The sequence below is a fragment of the Amycolatopsis sp. NPDC102522 genome (assembly GCF_055584485.1).
On the sequence record NZ_JBVJLY010000001.1, the window covers coordinates 833,792 to 850,905 of the forward strand.

At 67.1% G+C, this 17,114-nt stretch carries 19 protein-coding genes; 6 read left to right on the plus strand and 13 right to left on the minus strand.

Annotated features, from left to right (window positions below; genetic code table 11):
* Positions 1 to 264: 264 nt before the first annotated feature.
* The 3 genes from ACZ6YV_RS03745 to ACZ6YV_RS03755 are packed head-to-tail and all read left to right on the plus strand — an operon-like array spanning position 265 to position 3,280.
* Positions 265 to 1,461 (plus strand): AI-2E family transporter, encoded by a 1,197-nt coding sequence (locus ACZ6YV_RS03745; RefSeq protein WP_465508156.1) that lies wholly within the window; start codon positions 265 to 267, stop codon positions 1,459 to 1,461.
* On the plus strand, positions 1,458 to 2,624 hold the full coding sequence (macS, locus tag ACZ6YV_RS03750; protein WP_465508157.1) for a MacS family sensor histidine kinase: 1,167 nt from the start codon (positions 1,458 to 1,460) through the stop codon (positions 2,622 to 2,624). The genes ACZ6YV_RS03745 and macS overlap by 4 nt, the downstream gene beginning before the upstream one ends.
* Positions 2,621 to 3,280 (plus strand): response regulator, encoded by a 660-nt coding sequence (locus tag ACZ6YV_RS03755; RefSeq protein WP_378239019.1) that lies wholly within the window; start codon positions 2,621 to 2,623, stop codon positions 3,278 to 3,280. Before macS ends, ACZ6YV_RS03755 begins: the two co-directional genes overlap by 4 nt.
* Before the next feature lies 1 nt (position 3,281).
* On the opposite strand, the gene ACZ6YV_RS03760 is transcribed toward ACZ6YV_RS03755, so the two are convergent.
* Entirely contained in the window at positions 3,282 to 4,265 is a 984-nt protein-coding gene (locus ACZ6YV_RS03760; RefSeq protein WP_465508158.1) for a hypothetical protein, read from the minus strand.
* 129 nt (positions 4,266 to 4,394) lie between these two features.
* Here ACZ6YV_RS03760 and ACZ6YV_RS03765 point away from each other — a divergent pair, with 129 nt between their 5' ends.
* Positions 4,395 to 5,057, plus strand: coding sequence for a DUF1707 SHOCT-like domain-containing protein (locus ACZ6YV_RS03765; RefSeq protein ID WP_465508159.1), 663 nt, complete (start codon positions 4,395 to 4,397; stop codon positions 5,055 to 5,057).
* Here the strand turns inward: ACZ6YV_RS03765 and ACZ6YV_RS03770 are convergent.
* The 4 genes from ACZ6YV_RS03770 to ACZ6YV_RS03785 all read right to left on the minus strand — a co-directional run bounded on the left by ACZ6YV_RS03770 (position 5,054) and on the right by ACZ6YV_RS03785 (position 9,403).
* Positions 5,054 to 6,472, minus strand: coding sequence for an MFS transporter (locus ACZ6YV_RS03770; protein WP_465508160.1), 1,419 nt, complete (start codon positions 6,470 to 6,472; stop codon positions 5,054 to 5,056). The two genes, ACZ6YV_RS03765 and ACZ6YV_RS03770, sit on opposite strands and share 4 nt — an antisense overlap.
* A gap of 85 nt (positions 6,473 to 6,557) precedes the next feature.
* Complete coding sequence (locus tag ACZ6YV_RS03775) at positions 6,558 to 6,815, minus strand: hypothetical protein (protein ID WP_465508161.1); 258 nt, start codon at positions 6,813 to 6,815, stop codon at positions 6,558 to 6,560.
* Between the two features lie 24 nt (positions 6,816 to 6,839).
* A complete protein-coding gene (gene ptsP / locus ACZ6YV_RS03780; protein ID WP_465508162.1) occupies positions 6,840 to 8,474 on the minus strand; it encodes a phosphoenolpyruvate--protein phosphotransferase in 1,635 nt (544 codons plus the stop codon).
* Positions 8,475 to 8,542: 68 nt separating this feature from the next.
* The gene (locus ACZ6YV_RS03785; RefSeq protein WP_465508163.1) at positions 8,543 to 9,403 is read right to left on the minus strand and encodes a ribokinase; all 861 of its coding nucleotides are present in this window, start codon (positions 9,401 to 9,403) and stop codon (positions 8,543 to 8,545) included.
* 343 nt (positions 9,404 to 9,746) lie between these two features.
* On the opposite strand from ACZ6YV_RS03785, the gene ACZ6YV_RS03790 reads away from it, so the two are divergent.
* On the plus strand, positions 9,747 to 10,220 hold the full coding sequence (locus ACZ6YV_RS03790) for a hypothetical protein (protein WP_465508164.1): 474 nt from the start codon (positions 9,747 to 9,749) through the stop codon (positions 10,218 to 10,220).
* Here the strand turns inward: ACZ6YV_RS03790 and ACZ6YV_RS03795 are convergent.
* The 8 genes from ACZ6YV_RS03795 to ACZ6YV_RS03830 form a co-directional block, all read right to left on the minus strand.
* A complete protein-coding gene (locus tag ACZ6YV_RS03795; RefSeq protein WP_465508165.1) occupies positions 10,217 to 10,378 on the minus strand; it encodes a hypothetical protein in 162 nt (53 codons plus the stop codon). The genes ACZ6YV_RS03790 and ACZ6YV_RS03795 overlap by 4 nt on opposite strands.
* Before the next feature lie 162 nt (positions 10,379 to 10,540).
* Positions 10,541 to 10,951 (minus strand): hypothetical protein, encoded by a 411-nt coding sequence (locus ACZ6YV_RS03800; RefSeq protein WP_465508166.1) that lies wholly within the window; start codon positions 10,949 to 10,951, stop codon positions 10,541 to 10,543.
* A 106-nt stretch (positions 10,952 to 11,057) separates the two neighbouring features.
* Complete coding sequence (locus ACZ6YV_RS03805; protein WP_465508167.1) at positions 11,058 to 12,839, minus strand: hypothetical protein; 1,782 nt, start codon at positions 12,837 to 12,839, stop codon at positions 11,058 to 11,060.
* Positions 12,840 to 12,873: 34 nt separating this feature from the next.
* Positions 12,874 to 13,383 carry a hypothetical protein gene (locus ACZ6YV_RS03810; protein ID WP_465508168.1) on the minus strand — a complete coding sequence of 170 codons (510 nt, stop codon included), beginning with the start codon at positions 13,381 to 13,383 and terminating at the stop codon, positions 12,874 to 12,876.
* Between the two features lie 48 nt (positions 13,384 to 13,431).
* Entirely contained in the window at positions 13,432 to 14,583 is a 1,152-nt protein-coding gene (locus ACZ6YV_RS03815) for a DUF6346 domain-containing protein (RefSeq protein WP_465508169.1), read from the minus strand.
* A gap of 14 nt (positions 14,584 to 14,597) precedes the next feature.
* Positions 14,598 to 15,611 (minus strand): hypothetical protein, encoded by a 1,014-nt coding sequence (locus tag ACZ6YV_RS03820; protein WP_465508170.1) that lies wholly within the window; start codon positions 15,609 to 15,611, stop codon positions 14,598 to 14,600.
* Entirely contained in the window at positions 15,604 to 15,942 is a 339-nt protein-coding gene (locus ACZ6YV_RS03825; RefSeq protein WP_191255755.1) for a hypothetical protein, read from the minus strand. The genes ACZ6YV_RS03820 and ACZ6YV_RS03825 overlap by 8 nt, the downstream gene beginning before the upstream one ends.
* Before the next feature lie 24 nt (positions 15,943 to 15,966).
* Complete coding sequence (locus ACZ6YV_RS03830) at positions 15,967 to 16,515, minus strand: YbaB/EbfC family nucleoid-associated protein (protein WP_465508171.1); 549 nt, start codon at positions 16,513 to 16,515, stop codon at positions 15,967 to 15,969.
* Between the two features lie 187 nt (positions 16,516 to 16,702).
* Here ACZ6YV_RS03830 and ACZ6YV_RS03835 point away from each other — a divergent pair, with 187 nt between their 5' ends.
* Positions 16,703 to 17,104 carry a hypothetical protein gene (locus ACZ6YV_RS03835; protein ID WP_465508172.1) on the plus strand — a complete coding sequence of 134 codons (402 nt, stop codon included), beginning with the start codon at positions 16,703 to 16,705 and terminating at the stop codon, positions 17,102 to 17,104.
* Positions 17,105 to 17,114 lie beyond the last annotated feature (10 nt).

Genomic DNA, 17,114 nt, shown 5'->3' on the forward strand with positions numbered 1-17,114 from the left:
GTCGGTGTGCCGTTCGTGGTTGACGAGACCGAGGTAAGCAAAGTGCGGAAGGCCAAAGCGAGCCAGGAGCGCCTTGATGGCACGATCGTGTGAAGAACACACGGTGTAGCCCGAAATTACGATCGGTGATCGACGCTGGCGAGGCCGGGTTACTCGGGAGTCGACCGGCTGGCGGTGTGTCAAGCGTCGCATCGGGCGAATTCGACTCGTGCGCGTTGCCCGGAATGTTCAAGAAACGTCGCCTCGGACCGATACGGTGAGCGCGTGAGCGAGCCCCAGCGCAAACAGCCGGAATTCGACCAGTCGAACCCGTTCCTTTCCGAATCCACGGAAGACGTCACCAACCTCGTGCCTCGCGGCCTGCGGATCGGCGCCGCGTTGTCGTGGCGCTTCATCGTGGTGATCGCCGCGCTCTACGTGATCGTGTTCCTGATCGGTTACCTGTCGGTGGTCGTGATCCCGCTGTCGATCGCGCTGCTGCTCGCCGCGTTGCTCGCGCCCGCGGTCTCCAAGCTGCAGACACTGAGATTCCCGCGCGGGCTGGCGGCCGGGATAGTGCTGATCGCCGGGCTCGCGGTGCTGGGCGGGCTGCTGACGTTCGTCGTCGCGCAGTTCTCCTCCGGCCTGCCGGAGCTGCAGAAGCAGCTGACGGAGAGCCTCAACCAGATCAAGACCTGGCTCATCGACGGGCCGCTGCACCTGCGCCAGGAACAGATCCAGGAGTTCATCAACCAGGCGATCGGCTTCCTGCAGAACAACCAGGCGTCGATCACCACCACCGCGCTCACCACGGCGGGCACGGTCGGCGAGATCGTCACCGGTTTCATCCTGACGCTGTTCATCCTCATCTTCTTTCTCTCCGGCGGAGACCAGATCTGGAAGTTCCTCGTCCTCGGCGTGCCCGGCGGGGTGCGCAACCGGGTCGACGTCGCCGGTCGGCGGGGATTCGCCTCGCTGGTCAGTTACGTGCGCGCGACGGCGGCGGTGGCCGTGGTCGACGCGGTCGGCATCGGCATCGGGCTGGCGATCGTCGGGGTGCCGCTGGTGATCCCGCTGGCGACGCTGGTCTTCCTCGGCGCCTTCATCCCGATCATCGGCGCCGTGATCGCGGGCGCGGTCGCGGTGCTGATCGCCCTGGTGACGAAGGGGGTCGTCGGCGCGCTGGTCGTGCTGGCCATCGTCATCGGCGTCATGCAGCTGGAAAGCCACGTGCTGCAGCCGATCCTGCTCGGCCGCGCGGTCAAGCTGCACCCGCTCGCCGTGGTGCTCGCGATCACCGCCGGTCTCGTCGCCGCCGGGATCGCCGGCGCGCTGCTGTCGGTGCCGCTGCTCGCGGTGCTCAACGCGGGCATCCGGTCGCTGCTGCACGAACACGATCCCGATCCGGCGGAGATCGACGTCCTGCGGGATCAGGCGGCGACGCCGAACGATTCCGGGAAAGAGTCCGAAGCCAAGTCATGACGGGCACCCCGCTCTGGCGGGCGGTCTCGGCGCTCGGCACACGGGACCCCGCCACTCCGCTCTGGCGCGGAGTGATCGTGCTTCGCGTGACGACGCTGCTCTTCGCGCTGGGCTCGTTCATCGTCCACTACGACGGCTACACGAATAAGTGGCTCGCGTGGACGTCGTTCGGGGCGATGACGGTGTGGACCGTGCTCAGCAGCGCGTTGTACGCGCGGCCGACGAGCCGCTGGCCGTGGCTGGTCGGTGTCGATCTCTTGCTGACCGTCGCCCTCATGTTCACCTCGGCGTGGATCCTGACCACCGCGCAGTTCGACGCCAACACCCCGCTCATCACGACGGTGTGGGCGGCGGTCCCGCCCGCGGCCGCCGGGACCCGGTTCGGCGCGCTCGGCGGGGTGCTCGCCGGGCTGGTGGTCTCGGTGGTCACCGGGCTGGTGCGCTGGCGGTTCGACGTCGACGTCGCGCGGGACGGTTTCCTGCTGACGGCGAGCGGGTTCGTGATCGGCCAAGCCGCGACCATGGCCCGCCGGTCCGCGGACGCGCTGACCAGGGCGTTGCGTATGGAGGCCGCGACGGCCGAACGCGAACGGCTCGCCCGGTCCATCCACGACAGCGTCCTCCAGGTGCTCGCACGGGTGCGCAAACGCGGCGCCGAATTCGGCGGGGAGGCCGCCGAGCTGGCGAAACTGGCCGGTGAGCAGGAGATCGCGCTGCGGGCGCTGGTCACCACCGAGCCGACGCATCCGAGCGAAAACGGGACCACCGACCTCCGGGCCGCGCTGCAGCTGCTCGCGACGCCGTCGGTGCAGGTCTCGACGCCCGCGGGCGAGGTCCAGCTGCCCGAGCACGTGACCGCGGAACTGGTGGCCGTGGCACGCGAGGCACTGCTGAACGTCGAGAAGCACGCGGGCGACGAAGCACATGCCTGGGTGCTGCTGGAGGACCTCGGCACCGAGGTCGTGGTCAGCGTCCGCGACGACGGCCCGGGAATCGGGCAGGGTGTGTTGGAACGCGCGGCGGCCGGGGGACATCTAGGTATCGCGGAGTCCATCAAGGGGCGCGTGCGGGATCTGGGCGGAAGCGTCGCCCTGGACACCGCGCCGGGCCAGGGCACCGAATGGGAAGTCAAGGTTCCAGTGGCGGCGAGGGGAAAGCGATGACCGACGCGCCCGGTGTTTCGGTGATGGTGGTCGACGACCATCCGATGTGGCGGGACGGCGTCGCCCGCGACCTGGCCGAACACGGTTTCGACGTGCGGGCCACCGCGCCGGACGCGCCCGCCGCGGTGCGGATCGCGCGCACGGTCAAACCGGACGTCGTGCTGATGGACCTCAACCTCGGTGAGACATCGGGCGTCGACGCCACCCGCGAGATCACCGCGGAGCTGCCGTCGACCAGGGTCCTGGTGCTGTCCGCGAGCGGCGAGCACAGCGACGTCCTCGAAGCGGTCAAGGCCGGGGCGTCCGGTTATCTGGTCAAATCGGCTTCGGCCAGCGAGCTGGTGGACGCGGTCAAGCGGACGGCCGCGGGGGATCCGGTGTTCACCGCCGGACTCGCCGGGCTCGTCCTCGGCGAGTACCGCCGCATGGCCGACGCCCCGGACGACGGGCCCGCGCCGCCGCGGTTGACCGAACGCGAGACCGACGTCCTGCGCCTGGTCGCGAAGGGGATGACGGCGCGGCAGATCGCCGAGAAGCTCGTGCTCTCGCACCGGACGGTGGAGAACCACGTCCAATCGACGCTGCGGAAACTCCAGCTGCACAACCGGGTCGAGCTGGCCCGCTACGCCATCGAGCACGGTCTCGACGCCGAGTAGCTCACCCCTGGGCGATGGTCACCACCGAACGGTTCCGTTCGGCGGGCAGCGGTGTCTTGACGATCGTCCAGCTCGGCCTGTCGAGCCGCCAGCCGGCGACCACGTCGGTGACGAGCACCAGGTCGTTGTCCTCGGACCATTCGAGAGCGACCCGCTCGATCGCCGTCACGATCGGCATCGAGGGCGCCCGCGTCCAGGTCAGCGAGTCGAGCGCGAGCACCCAGACGTCGGCGGTCTGTGTACTGGTCCCTTGCCAGGCGGGATCGCTGAACGCGACAGCGACCTTGTACCCGTCGCGGCTGGGGACCACCGGGCCCGGCGAACCGTTGACCACCGGTCGTTTGACCGGCGTGCGCTGCCCGTTGCGCAGGTCCAGCACGGAGAACTCGGTCAGCTCGGCGAGCAGCATCCGGTCCTTGGTGATCGCGAGGATGCGGGGGAACTGGTGCACCGCCCTGCCGGTGAGGGGATCGATCAGCACGTCCTCGGCGGTCGCCGTCCCGGCGTTCACCGTGATCAGCAGGCCTTGCGGCACCTCCTGGCGCACCGCCGTCGTGCAGCTCGCCGGCCGTCCGCGATCGCGTTCGGCGCCGAGCAGCGAGACGAACTGGAGACGGCAGAGGTCGTTGCCGTCGTCACGGACCAGCCAAACGCCGGTCTCGTCGGCAGACGGGGCGACGCTACGGGCCTTGCCCAGCTTCCACGGCTGGTTCTTGGAGTCCCCGTAGACGAGCACCTCGGACGGCTCCAGGCACGACGGCCCGCAACGGGCGGCCGACAGCACGACCGGGAACTTGCCGACCCGGACGACATCGTTGACGCGATCGCCGGGCGGGGCGCCGGGAAGCGGGGTGGTGGCGCCGGTGGCGGGATCGAGGACCGACGGCGGTGACGTCGCCATGACGAGCCGGAAACCGATGTGGTCGACCGGGGTGCCCGCGAGTTTCGACGGCGACGGCGGCGGGACGTACGGCGTCTCCGGCACACCGCCGTACCCGGTGCATCCGGTCAGCAGGAGGACAGCCGCCAGCAGGGCGGCACTGGGGAGAAATGCGGGTCTGTTCAGGGTATTTCCCCGATCTCGCGCGTGAGATCCGGTTCTACCATTCCAGGCATGGGCGAGGAAGAGCAGCCGACGACCGAAACCAAGCCGTTGACCGGGCGGGACATCCGGGTCTCCGACGCGGAGCGCGAACACGTCGTCGAAGTGCTGCAGAAGGCGATCGGTCTCGGGATGCTGAACCTCGACGAGTTCACCGAGCGGACCGACCGCGCCCTCGCCTCGAAGAACCGCGGCGAGCTGAACGCGGTGCTCACGGATCTGCCCGGCCTGGTGCATCCCGCGGCGGGAATGGTGCCGCGTCAGCAGCAGAACCCGTGGGCGCCGCCGGGGCCGCACGCCCACGCGCATCCGTCCGGGCAGGTCATGGAGCTCACGGGCAAGTACTCGGCGTTGCAGCGCAACGGGAACTGGCTGGTCCCGGAGTCGATGGTGATCCGGAACAAGTACGGGGCCACGAAACTGGACTTCTCCCAGGCCGAGATCCGGCACCCGGTGGTGCACATCGAACTGCAGGCCAAATGGGGTCCGGTGGAGATCACCATCCCCGAGAACGCCGCCGTCGACACGAACTCGATCACCGACATCAAGTTCGGCAACCTCGACGACCGGACCCAGTCGAACGGCCGCCCCGGCACGCCCCGGTTCGTCATCACCGGGCGCGTGCACGGGGGAGCGCTGATCATCAAGTACCCGCGGCGGGGCTTCTTCGGTTAAGCACCGACAGGGCGCACGTGCCGGAGGTGCCGGATCACGAAGAACGCGATCCCGGCCAGCACCAGCGCGGCCAGCCCGGACACCGCGTGCATCCCGCTGGCGAAGGCGTCGTGCGCGGGGACGGCGTCGGCGAGCCGGGCGCGGGTGACGGCGTTGCCCAGCGTCCCGACGGTCGCGATGCCCAACGCGTAGCCGAACTCGTTACCGGTCTGCGAAAGCGAGGCCGCCGACCCGGCCTTTTCCGGCGGCACGGAGCCGACGACCAGGTCCGTGCCCAGGGTGACCAGCGGCCCGCCGCACAGGCAGGTGATGGCGAAGGCGATCGACGGGACCACCGGACCGGCTCCGGCCTCGACCTGCGTCAGCAGCAGGAAACCAGCGATCGCCCCGGCCAGCCCGCCGGCGATCAGGGTGGCCGGGCGGAAGCGGCGGGCGAGGATCGGCGCGGACAGGAAGCTGACGGTCGAGGCGAGCATGCCCGGCACCAGCGCCAGCGCGGCGCCGACCGGTGAGAGCTCCAGGACGATCTGGAAGAACTGCGCGACGAAGAGCATGGTCGTGCCGCCCAGCATGGTGAACGCGCACATCCCGCCGAGCGCGGTGGAGAAGGCGCGGCTGCGGAACAGCTTCAGGTCGATCAGCGGGTCCTTGAGGACGCGCTGGCGGCGCACGAACACCGCGCCGAAGCCGAGACCGATCAGGAGCGACGCCGCCGGGACCAAGTGAACGCCTTCGCGGGCGAGTTCCTTGATGCCGTAGACCGCGGGCAGGATCGTGACCAGCGACAACGCGACGCTCGCCAGGTCGAGACGGCCGGCGTTCTCGTTGCGGTACTCGGGCAGGAGCTTCGGGCCGACGACGAGCAGCAGGACCATCGCGGGAACGCCGAGCAGGAACACCGAACCCCACCAGAAGTGCTCCAGGAGCACGCCGCCGACCATCGGGCCGACGATCGCGCCGACGGTGAAGCAGCCCGCCCAGATCCCGATCGCGAGCGAGCGCTGACGGCTGTCGGGGAACAGGTTGCTGATCAGGGCGAGCGTCGACGGCGCCAGCGTCGCACCGGCGATCCCGAGGATCGCGCGGGCGGCGATGAGCATCGGCGCACTGGTCGAGAACGCCGCCAGCACCGAGGCCGCGCCGAACGCCGTGGCGCCGATGAGCAGCAGTTTCCGGCGGCCGATGCGGTCGCCGAGGGTGCCCATGGTGACCATGAACCCGGCGATCATGAAGCCGTAGACGTCCATGATCCACAGCTGCTGGGTGCTGTCGGCGCCGAGGCTCTGGGTGAGTTTCGGCAGCGCGAGGATCAGCACGAACACGTCGAGGGAGACCAGGAAGGTGGGGAGGGCCAGTACGGCCAGCCCGACCCACTCCCGGCGTCCCGCCCGTGTCGGGGTCATGGTGGTCGTCATGGTCCGGTTCCTTTCGTCGCGTTGGCTGTCTTCACCAAGGCGTCGAAGCGGTGGACCGGATTTCGACATCAGGCGTGCAGGAGAATCAGCAAACCGATACCGCGCACACGACGAGCCCGCCGGTGCCGGTGTTGGCGAACACGGGGATGTAGACGCCGATGTTGTCGCCGTCGTTGGCGAAGGTCACCCCGGCCACGGGGAGAACGCCGGGGCCGACAGCGGGCTCGTCGTCTTCCGTGTCGCGCTCACGCCACACGCGCCGCCCCGGCGAACCCGAGGTACTGCCCGGCCACCACCCTCGCCGCGCCACCGCGGCGGCCTGGCCGATCTGCCCGAGGTTCACCACCGGGAGAGCAGGGGACCTTTGCTATCGCTGTGCGGCGGCCTGCCTCGCGGAAACCGGGTCTGACGTGGCCAAAGCCGCCTCGGCCAGCGCCTCGCATTCGGCCAGCGTCGTGGCGGCCAGGCTCGCGCCGACCGCGCGCACCGCGGGCGCGTTCATCGAGAGACTGGTCAGGCCGAGTCCTGCCAGGACCAACGCGAGCCTCGGGTCGGCGGCGGCCTCACCGCAGACGCCGGCGGGCTTGCCGGTGTCCTTCGCGGCCTGGCCGATGACCTTGAGCAGGCGCAGCAATCCGGGCTGCCACGGGTCGTTGAGCTTGGCGACCGCGCCGAGCTGGCGATCCGCGGCGAAGGTGTACTGCGCGAGGTCGTTGGTGCCGACGGAGACGAAGTCGACCGCTTCGAGGATCTCGCGGGCTGTCAGCGCGGCGGCCGGGATCTCGATCATCACCCCCGCGCGGGCGATTCCGGCGGCACGGGCGCGCTCGGCGAACCAGGCGGCCTCGGCCACGGTGGCGACCATCGGCGCCATCACCGAAACCTCGGCGCCGGAGTCCTGCGCGGCACCCGCGATGGCTTCGAGCTGGCGGTCGAGGATCTCGGGGCGGTCGAAGGCGACCCGAAGCCCGCGTACGCCGAGGGCCGGGTTGGGCTCGTCCTCGGGCTCCAGGAAGGCGAGAGGCTTGTCGGCGCCCGCGTCGAGGGTGCGGACGATGACCGGCTTGCCGCGGAACGGCGTGAGCACGGCGGTGTAGGCCTTGCGCTGCTCTTCGACGCTCGGCTCCGAGGAGGCGTCGAGGTAGCAGAACTCGGTGCGGAAGAGGCCGATCCCTTCGGCGCCGGCTTCGGCCGCGGCCTGGGCGTCCGTGGCGGAACCGACGTTGCCGAGCACCTTCACGCGGTGGCCGTCGGCGGTCGCGCCGCTGCCGTCCCACTCGATCGCGCCGGTCTTGGCGGCCGTGACGATCTCGGCACTCGGGTCCGCGACCCCGACCACGCCGGTGTCACCGTCCACCGCAAGCGCTTGCGCGTCGAGGGCGAGGATCCCGCGGACCGCGACGACGGCGGGGATGCCGAGCGCGCGGGCGAGGATCGCGGTGTGGCTGGTGGGGCCGCCCTCTTCGGTGACGAGCGCGAGCACCTTGTCCGGGTCGAGCCCGGCGGTGTCGGCGGGCGCGAGGTCACGCGCGACGAGCACACTCGGCGAGTCCAGGTCGGGAACGCCAGGAGGCGCGATGCCGAGCAGCTCGGCGACGAGCCTGTCACGGACGTCGAGGACGTCGCGGGCCCTCTCGGCCATGTAGCCGCCGGCGGCCGCGAGCGCGTCGGCGAACTTCCCCGCCGCCTGGTGCACCGCGCGGGGGGCTGGCAGGTTCTGGTTCTTGACCAGCTGCTCCGCGGAGGAGACCAGCGCCGGGTCGGCCGCCATCGCCGCGGTGGTGATGAGGATCGTCGCGGCCTCACCCGTCGCGGTCTCGGCCAGCTTCTCGAGCCGGGCCGCCACGATCTGCGCGGCCGGGTCGATCCGGGCGGCCTCGGCGGCGGGATCGGCCGGTGCCGGTGTGCTCGCGGGTTCACCGAGAGATTCGGCGACTCGGACGACAGGACCGCTCGCGCGGCCGGGACTGACGGCGACCCCGGTCAGTGACTCAGACGGCATGGTCTAGACCATATCTCATAGGGGGCGTGACCTGGCTCATAGCCAACAGCACAACACAGAAGAAGACATCATTCCAGTTCGGATGCTGTGGGATACGACGGCTGCGCGCCCTGACGGGTCACGGTGATCGCCGCCACCTTCACCGCCTTACGTGCCGCGTCGGCCAGCTCGTCGCCCTTCGCGAGCGCCGTGGCGAGCGCACCCGCGAAAGCGTCACCGGCGCCCGTGGTGTCGACGGCGTCGACCTTCGGCGACGGCACCTCCGTCACCCCGGCCGCGGTCACCACCGCTGCGCCCTTCGCGCCGAGCGTCACGACAGCGGCCTTCGGACCGAGGTCGAGCAGCTTCGGGAAGTCGGCCTCGCCGCCGAGAAGGAAAGCCGCCTCGTGCTCATTGACCAAAAGGACGTCGAGGTTCTGAAGCGTCTTCGCGGAAAGTTCGGCCGCAGGCGAAAGGTTCAACAGCGTTCGAACCCCGGCCTCGGCCGCCTTCGCCACGGCGTGCTCGACGGTTTCGAGCGGAATCTCCAGCGACAGCACCACGATCTCGGCGCCGTCGAGATCGACGTCCTCGGGCCGCAAAGCGGAATTGGCGCCGGGCGAGACGAGAATCGAATTCTCACCGTCGGGCGTGACCGTGATGTACGCGATCCCGGTCGGACGCTCACTCGTGCGCAACGGGTCTGTGTCCACCCCGGACTCGGCCAGCGAGCGCTTGAGCAGCTCACCGTACGGATCGTCACCGACCGCTCCGAGCAACGCGACGTCCGCGCCGAGCCTGGCCGCGGCGACCGCCGTGTTGGCGCCTTTGCCACCCGGCGACAAGATCGTGTCGCCACCGAGTACGGTTTCGCCACCACCGGGTCGCCGATCGACCGGGACGACGAGATCGGCATTGGCGGACCCGATGACCAGTACCTGAGAAGTCATGGAGGAGACCATGCCATGACCAGGAGTTGTCCGGTCATGACCCTTCTTCGGGCAAAGATGTGAAGAACTTTGTAACTTTCTCGGCGCGTAGTGCGACAATCAGGCGAGCAGCGGAACGCCGTCACTCTTTCGGGGGATAACCTCCCCCGGGGCGTCACTTCGGCGATCACGCCCGCTCTTGAGATGCGTTGCCGCGTCTACGCGGTGACGTTGCCCAGGTCCCCACTGAGTACGGGACCAGGGCATCGGGTCGCCGGCGTCGATCACGTAGCCCCCCGAGTGATCGGCGTCGGCGGCGCCCCGTTCAGGCCCGCCTCGCTCAAGGCTTCAACAAGGTGAGGCGATGGATTGGTTCGCCTTACCCGGCCCGTCTTCGTACCGACCGGACGAAGCGGCCGGTGCGGCCGAAAAGCTGGCAACGCGAACATCCGACGACGGCGCCGCCAAGGCGGTCGGCCGCCTGGCCGGCGCGGTGAGCAACGATCACCAGGGGACGCTGTATCCGGCCGTGGTTCCGGCGGTGGGCGTCCTGCTCGAAGTCATCCGGGATCGGCCGGGGAAACCGCGTGCCGAGGCTTTTACGTTGTTGCTGGACTGGTGGGGCTGTTTCGTGCCCGAAGCCGGTTACGCGATCTATCAGGACGAGAACGACCGGCCGGTGGACTTGCTCGAGGCGGTCGAGCATCAGATCCGCGACATGGCGGTTGTGTTGCGGACCCTCGCCGACGACTGGTCGGACGGCAGTCCCACCAGGAAGATGGCCAAGGATCTGTTGTCCCTGTTGGACGCGGGCAACTGGTCGAAGTCGATGAACTAGCTGCCGACCGCGGCCGTTTCGCGGAACTCCACTCGTTCGGATTTCCGCATGCTGCTCTCGAACTCGCGTCGCGCGTTCACCGAGAACGGTCGCGCCAACCGATACGACCCGCCTTCGAGACTTTCGGACTCGTCGTCATACGGGTCGCTCTTGGTCAACTCGGCCAGTCGAGGATGACGGACCGCGAACATGTCCGAGCTCGGCAGGAAGTCCAGGTACCTGGAGCCGTGGTCGACTCCCCAGCGAACCGCGTCGGTCTCGTGCCACTACACCCCGACGAAGGTGCCGTACGTCCGGAAGCAGAAGCCGCGAGGCCCAAGCTAAAGGACGATCATCAGAGAGGCGAACCGAAAGCCCCACATCTTGCGCTTGTCCCAGCCGTTCACATGGATCTTCACCACGTCTTCCACGACGTCGAGATCTTCCTCGCGAGCCGTGCTCACCACCGGCTCATCAGGCACAGTAGGCACTGCGGTGTTGTCATCCTCGATCGCGACGTCGACGTGCTTCACGAGAAAGGGCAGCACCAGCTCGGCATCGCGAGGCCAGAGGCCGATATCCGCTACCTGGAGATCACCGTCGGGTTCCCGGGTGAAGCCTGCGGCCTGAGCATCGAAATCCGGACCTGGACGAATGACCAACGTGAACTGATCAGAGCCGCTGTTGTATTGCGTGTACTCACGGAAGTTGAGGCTCAGGAAAACCTTTTCGATATCCGCCCACTGAGCCATCCACGCCACCTTTGTGCGGTAGTTACGGCCAAGGTGCCGAACAGAACGACCAGCATCAGATGAACGATGCCCTCCGACGTTCGCGAGATCACCAACCGCTCGTCGGTCATCTGCCGTTCCTTCCGGGTCCTGAAGCTTGATCCCCGAGGTAATGGGGGTCCTCGATCCCCGGGGTGTCGAAAGCGACTTCTGTGTTCCCTTTGAGAACCGGCCAGATCAGCTTGACGTCCTCCGACGTCAGTTCGGTTTCCGCGACCAGGATGTCGCCGTTGTTCTCGCGCTTCAGTCCCAGTGGTAGCGCCAAGCGCTCGCGCGGGTAGTACGCGTCGACGCGTTTCGACGGGCGAAGAACCACGTGGAACGCATCGGTGCCGGCGGTTCGGCGCAGCACGACTTTCTCGACGTCACTCCAGCGCACGGACCAGTTCCAGGTCCGGGACGTCAGGGTCGCCACCGTGATCCACCGTGACTTGAGCGCCACTTCCCTGATGACCTGACTCTGGTCGCGCCGCCGCGAACCGACCGCCATCCAGAACATCAACAGGCCCAGCAAACCGGCGACGATACGGACCGCCACCCCGGTTTCCGAGATGACCCCGAAGCCGAGAACCACCGCAGTGACAAGGGCGGCGAAGCCCGCGCGTCGTTGTTTGGCCGCGTCGGCGACCTTCGAGATCACCAGCCCATCTTGTGGCGCCGGGCGCGGGGTTGTGCCGTCCTTCCAGCGCAAGATGGTGCGCCGCACCGCACCGACGACACCGAAGCCGCCCCGGGTGATCTCCCGGACAGGCCGACGCACCAGGCCGGGTCGACGGGATTCGACCAAGGCCGCAAACCGTTCCGCTTCGGCTGCCGTCATGGTCGGCGTCAGCTGATGCCCGAACCTCGACTTCTTCCGGAGTTCGCGATGGAGAAGGACCTCTGCTTCCACGTCCACCAGGACGACGTGAGCGGAGAAGTGCCCACCGGCGATGTGTTCGTCCAGGACCAGTTCCTTGATTTCATCCCATGACAGGACAAGGTTTCGGTCTCCGGCGACCGGTTGCTCCAACCCGTCTTCGGTCACGGACACACGCAGCGACTTCGTGGTCTCGCGGTGGCGAAACGCGAGGGATCCCAGGAAGAAGAGTCCGATCGCGAAGACCACCGACCCGAGAACCGTCGACGAGCGATCGGTGATCCGAGCCTCATCGGCGGCGACGACCAAGCCGCCGCCGAAGATGATCCACCCGACGCCGTTGAGACCGGAGAACAAGATCCGGGTGACGAACTTGGCGGTATCGGGAATCCCGAACCCGACCGCCTCCTCGGGGAGCGGCTGTGGCGCACTGATCTCGCACCGCCGGAACGCGAACCGGCTCATCACCGCGCGCCGACCGTTCACGGCTCCCGACAAGACTCCGGCCAGGGCTGCCGCGATCCCGGCGACGACGAGAAACCGAAGGCTGTCGGCCAGCGCGTCGGCGTGCCGGATCACCGTCAGCAGGGTCAGGACGAAAACCGCGGCCACCGACCACGCGGCGATCCCTTTGACGATCGCCGCGACGCGAGATTCTCGGGTGACGATCGTCGGCTCCTCCTGCGTAGCCGTCACCGGATCGTTCAAACGCTTGCTCCAGCGCACAACTCCGTCACCGCCCCACTTCTCGAGTCCGAACCCGCCACGACGAACTCGCTGGCCCAGGCCGGAATCGCTCGATGGCTGCTTCCGCCCGTTCGGCTTCGGAAGGGGTCCATCGCGCTGGTCATCAGGAATCCATACGCGGATTCGTTGCCGAATTCCGGCAACAGCTGGCGCCGTCCTCGCTCGTCCGAGATCGCGACGTGCGCGTCCACCCGGCGACCGCCTCGGTGACGATCGAAGACGAAACCGGTAATGCTCGGCCACGCGACGGTCTTCTGTCCGTCGCCGACAGGCTGGCTCATCCCGACGGGCGTGAAGGTGATCTCGATCGGCCAGGTGCGACCGCTGTCTCGCACCCGTCTGATGGCCATCGGATGAGGGGATAGACCGCCAACCCGGCGACGAGGAACGTGCCCGACGACAGCGCGGTGAAACCGCCTCCGTCGAGCATCGCCCAGCCCGCCGCGCCGCCGGCCAACAACAGACCGAGACCGATCAGGAAGAGCTGACCAGCGACGATGTTCGCCGCCAGACGGCTGTCTTCGTCGGTCTCGGGTACGTCGAACGTGATCGCCGCCGTTTCCGCGGCGGGCTTCTCAGGCTTGATCGCGCCGAAGGTGAGAGCTTGGACGACGCTCACGAAGCCGATCTTCTTGACCCCGAGCAACGCGACGATGAACGTCACGAACAAGACCAGCCTGACGAAACCGTCGACCGGCGTGTGGCCAGGGTGTTCCGGATCTCGTTGGATCTGGACCAGGGTGTCGGCTCCGACCAGCACGAACCAGCCCGTCAGGCCTCTCGACACCGTTTTCAACGCGCTCCTCGGAGCCCTATATCGAAGGCTGCGCCGAATTCAGAAAGCACGCGCACTCTGTGGTGTACCTCGATACTCGCTCAGTTTGTCCGGCCGGATCATGCTCATCGCGGCCCGGATTTCGGCGAACGCGGCGTCACTGAACGCCTCAGGAATCCGGTATCCGTTCACGACCGGCGGAAGTGGACGGCCGTCGAGGTTCGCCCCGATCCCCCATAGCCCTTTCAGTGTTCGATGATGCTTCGCGAAATCCTCGTCAAGAGGGAAGAAGTCGATCATCCGCAAAGTGCGGCCATCGGTGACAGTGGTCAACCGAAGCTCCCGAAGCTCGTCCCAGCTCACCTCGAAGGTTGCCTTGTCACGGCGAAACCAGCGAATTCCTTCGACCGACACTGTGAACGTGGTGCACCAGGTCGCCTTTTTCCATCGCGCTGGGGTGCAGAACCAGAGCCATCCAGGTGAGAGGAGCCCGATCGCCGCGAGCGTCAGGGTCGCTTCGCGGAGCTCCGTTCCGCTCCCTGCGGTGAGACCCACGATCCCGGAGATGACGGCGAGAACGAAGATCACCCCGCAAATGCGCCAGAACTTCGCTGACGACCAGTCGTTGGGCGTGACCGTTCTCGATGCCATCAGGGGAAGGCCAGCAGGAGCCGCGACGCCCCCTAGCGGGCGAACTGACGAGAGAGAAAGCGAGGTAGCCATGGGTGCCTCGGTGACAGGTTTGCGGAAACGCTTGTTTCGTTGCCAGTGGGCGAACAGCCCCAACCCCACGAACCCACCGATGCCAGGTGCGATGCTCCACCACGGAACATCGTTCTCGAAGTCCCTGGCGTAGTACCTGCCGAACTCTTTGACTCGGACGGGCTTACCGATGTCGGCCGGTGTCAACTCGTCCGGGAACGAGCGCGCCGTCACGACTTCCTGCCTGGATCCCGACGAATAGGGGCGAACCTCGATGTCGCAGACCCAGTAGTAGCCGATCCCGGCGATGCTCAGCGGGCCTATCTCCTCGCAAGTCTTCGCCGTCGCCATGTCGACGAGATTGCTTGTCCCCTCCTCGCCGTGGGCCACCATCCCGCGGCCGAGCAGAGTCCAGCAGATCAGCGCATAGAGGAGCACGCCGACGGTGACGCCCGCCACCTTCCAAGGGGATCTGCGCGTAACTGTAGGAACTGCTTCGTATCCGGTCATCAAAAGACTGTTGCTCACTGGATCGACCCGGATATCCGTTGTGTTCCAGGTTGCTCGAAAATCGGCTCCTGCTCGGCAGGACGCCTGACGCCGACAGCTCCGTCAGCCTTTCCCGACGGCTTCGGGTCGCCAGTGGCGTTGATGGTCGTCTCTCGCCGGTCGTTCGCCTTGTCTTCCGACGCGCTCTTGACCACCTCTTTGACCGCCGTCTTTCCTGCTTCCTTCGCCACCTCCCAGAACGCCCCCATTCCGGCACCCTCGAACACATCGCCCTTCTTGAGGAGGTCGCCGACGTTCTTGTAAAAGTCCATCAACATGGACTTCGCGCGCAGGAGGACGCGCATCAGCTTCTCAGCCCACGTCATGGCCTCGGTGCTTTTTTCGATCGCGAAGGGAACGCCCTCCGCCGCCAAAGCGGCAGGATAGGCAGGAGGCGGATACCTGGCGATGATCATGACGATCTTGGCCAGGGTGTCGGTGATCAGGTCGCGGATGATCGTTCGAACCACCGAAAGCACCGTCTTGCAGATGTTGATGATGTTCCCGGCGAGTTCGGCGAGCCGTACTATCTCCCGGTACCCATTGAGTTGCTTTTGAACGTAGGCGCGATACGCGTCAGCCGCAGCGCCTGACCAATCCATGCAGTTCTTTTGGACCTCATCGGTCAGCGTCTCGGCCGTCGTCTTGACGTATTTGCCGACCTCCAGCCATTTCTGCACTTCGAGATCGAGGGCGTCTTGGTCACCGGAGACCCAGTTAAGCGGTTCCTTCAAGAAGTCAACGTGTTCGATGATCCATCCAAAACCCCAGCTCATCAGGGTTTCCAGAGGGTTCTTGATGACCTCGACGATATCCGGCACGGCTCCCGCGAGGCTGAGGAGTCCCTCCGTCCAATCACCGTTCAAGAGCTTTTCGGCACCGCCGAACACATCCTGGACGGCGCCCGCACCTTCCAGGGCGCTGTCCACCTTGTATTTCTCGGCGTCCGTTTCGCCCTTGGCACTCTTGAGGACGTCGTTCTCAGCCACGTTCCACCTGCTCTGCCCGCTTCAGGAGGTCTATCGCGTCCTGCTCGGTGACCCGACGCACCTCGGCCCACTTCCGTACCGCTGCGACGTGGTGTTCGCCTGCCGAGATCGCGGACTGCAGAGCCTCTCGCACATTCTCCGAAAGGTTGTTGCAGATCAACGGCATCCCACACATGTTGCCGATCAGTCCGAAGGCCAACATGTCCACACGATCTCTGTCCGCGTCGAGCGCGACCCGCAGATGTTCGTGCGTCTCTTCCACTTGCTTGGCGTGTTCGTCGATCTGCACCGGATCGACATTGAAACCTTGATCGCCTTGTGGTTGCCCCATGTTTCCCCTCCCTCAAGAACCCGCTCAGCGCAGGAAGTCGCCGCCGGCGAAGTAGTCGTCCTCGTGATCCGGCTGCTGCCTGCGCGCGGCACGCGGCGGCGCGGGTGGGGCCGGAGGAGCGGGCGGCTTCGGAGCGGGCGGGGGCGGCGGAGCGTCGAGTTCGTCTTCGGACACGAAGCGGTCGTCTTCGTCCGCCGCTTGGTGGCCGCCCTCGACGTAGCCCGTCGGTTCGGGTTCCGGGTACTCGTTGTGCAGCTGGTTGACCAGCTCGTTCATGGTCTCGCTGCCCGCGATCGACGGAACGCCGGTCTGCATCGCGTCCGCCAGTTTGCTCTGGGCGCTCTGGACGACGCGGAGGATCTCCTGTGCGAGGGCCGGGTTGTCCCGTACCGACGGGCCGATCTCCAAGCCCACGAGGTTCCCCGCGTGGTTGACCTTGACGGAGATCTGGCCGTCCTTGCTGCGTTCGGACACCGAGACACCTTCGATCTCGGTGCGCATCTGATTCGCCTTCCGCTGGGCGTCGGCCAGCTTGGCCTCGTAATCAGCGAAGAGCTGCTCAGGGTTCGACACGCGAACCTCCCCTGTTCACGTCGTAGCCATTCGGCGACCGAGTGTGGCATACCCGCCTGACATCGGTGAACGTTTCACGCGCATCCACACCCCGGTCGTGTGGATCACCACAGGACCGGGTTTTCCCTACCGGACACGGCGGCCTGCCCGGTGTTCGCCCAGGTCAGCAGCCCATAGCGTGCTCGATATGACGATTTCGGACTGGAAACGGGCGATCTACGCGCTTCTCGTACTTCCGGGGTACCTCGGTGGCGCGAAGGGCCAGCGCGGGCTCGCGCGGCGGTGGCTCGGCGGCGAGAGCCGCGAGGGCGGAGGACGGCCGCGGTTCGCGGCGGCCTTCGGGCCGAGCGCGGTCGCGTTCCTGCTCGCGCTTCTTCTCCTGTATCTCGTCGGGCGCATCGCGACCTACGGGCTTTTCTGGTCCGGGAGCGACCCCGAAGGCACGTGGGGCGGGCCGACGCTGGTGGGGGCATGGATCGTGCATTTCTTCGTCGCGCTCGGGATGGCCGTACCGATTTTCCTGGCGCTCCGGCCACTCACCAGGCTCCAGGCTCGCCTTCTGGGCTGTTCCCCGGTAAGGGGGCATTGACCACCTAGAA

What these genes read in the sequence shown, in the direction of transcription:
- ACZ6YV_RS03815 (WP_465508169.1), bottom strand. Translation starts at nt 14,583, where the DNA reads ATGACCGGATACGAAGCAGTTCCTACAGTTACGCGCAGATCCCCTTGG.
- ACZ6YV_RS03790 (WP_465508164.1), top strand. Translation starts at nt 9,747, where the DNA reads ATGGATTGGTTCGCCTTACCCGGCCCGTCTTCGTACCGACCGGACGAA.
- ACZ6YV_RS03825 (WP_191255755.1), bottom strand. Translation starts at nt 15,942, where the DNA reads ATGGGGCAACCACAAGGCGATCAAGGTTTCAATGTCGATCCGGTGCAG.
- ACZ6YV_RS03755 (WP_378239019.1), top strand. Translation starts at nt 2,621, where the DNA reads ATGACCGACGCGCCCGGTGTTTCGGTGATGGTGGTCGACGACCATCCG.
- ACZ6YV_RS03785 (WP_465508163.1), bottom strand. Translation starts at nt 9,403, where the DNA reads ATGACTTCTCAGGTACTGGTCATCGGGTCCGCCAATGCCGATCTCGTC.
- ptsP (WP_465508162.1), bottom strand. Translation starts at nt 8,474, where the DNA reads ATGCCGTCTGAGTCACTGACCGGGGTCGCCGTCAGTCCCGGCCGCGCG.
- ACZ6YV_RS03800 (WP_465508166.1), bottom strand. Translation starts at nt 10,951, where the DNA reads ATGGCTCAGTGGGCGGATATCGAAAAGGTTTTCCTGAGCCTCAACTTC.
- macS (WP_465508157.1), top strand. Translation starts at nt 1,458, where the DNA reads ATGACGGGCACCCCGCTCTGGCGGGCGGTCTCGGCGCTCGGCACACGG.
- ACZ6YV_RS03765 (WP_465508159.1), top strand. Translation starts at nt 4,395, where the DNA reads ATGGGCGAGGAAGAGCAGCCGACGACCGAAACCAAGCCGTTGACCGGG.
- ACZ6YV_RS03770 (WP_465508160.1), bottom strand. Translation starts at nt 6,472, where the DNA reads ATGACGACCACCATGACCCCGACACGGGCGGGACGCCGGGAGTGGGTC.
- ACZ6YV_RS03835 (WP_465508172.1), top strand. Translation starts at nt 16,703, where the DNA reads ATGACGATTTCGGACTGGAAACGGGCGATCTACGCGCTTCTCGTACTT.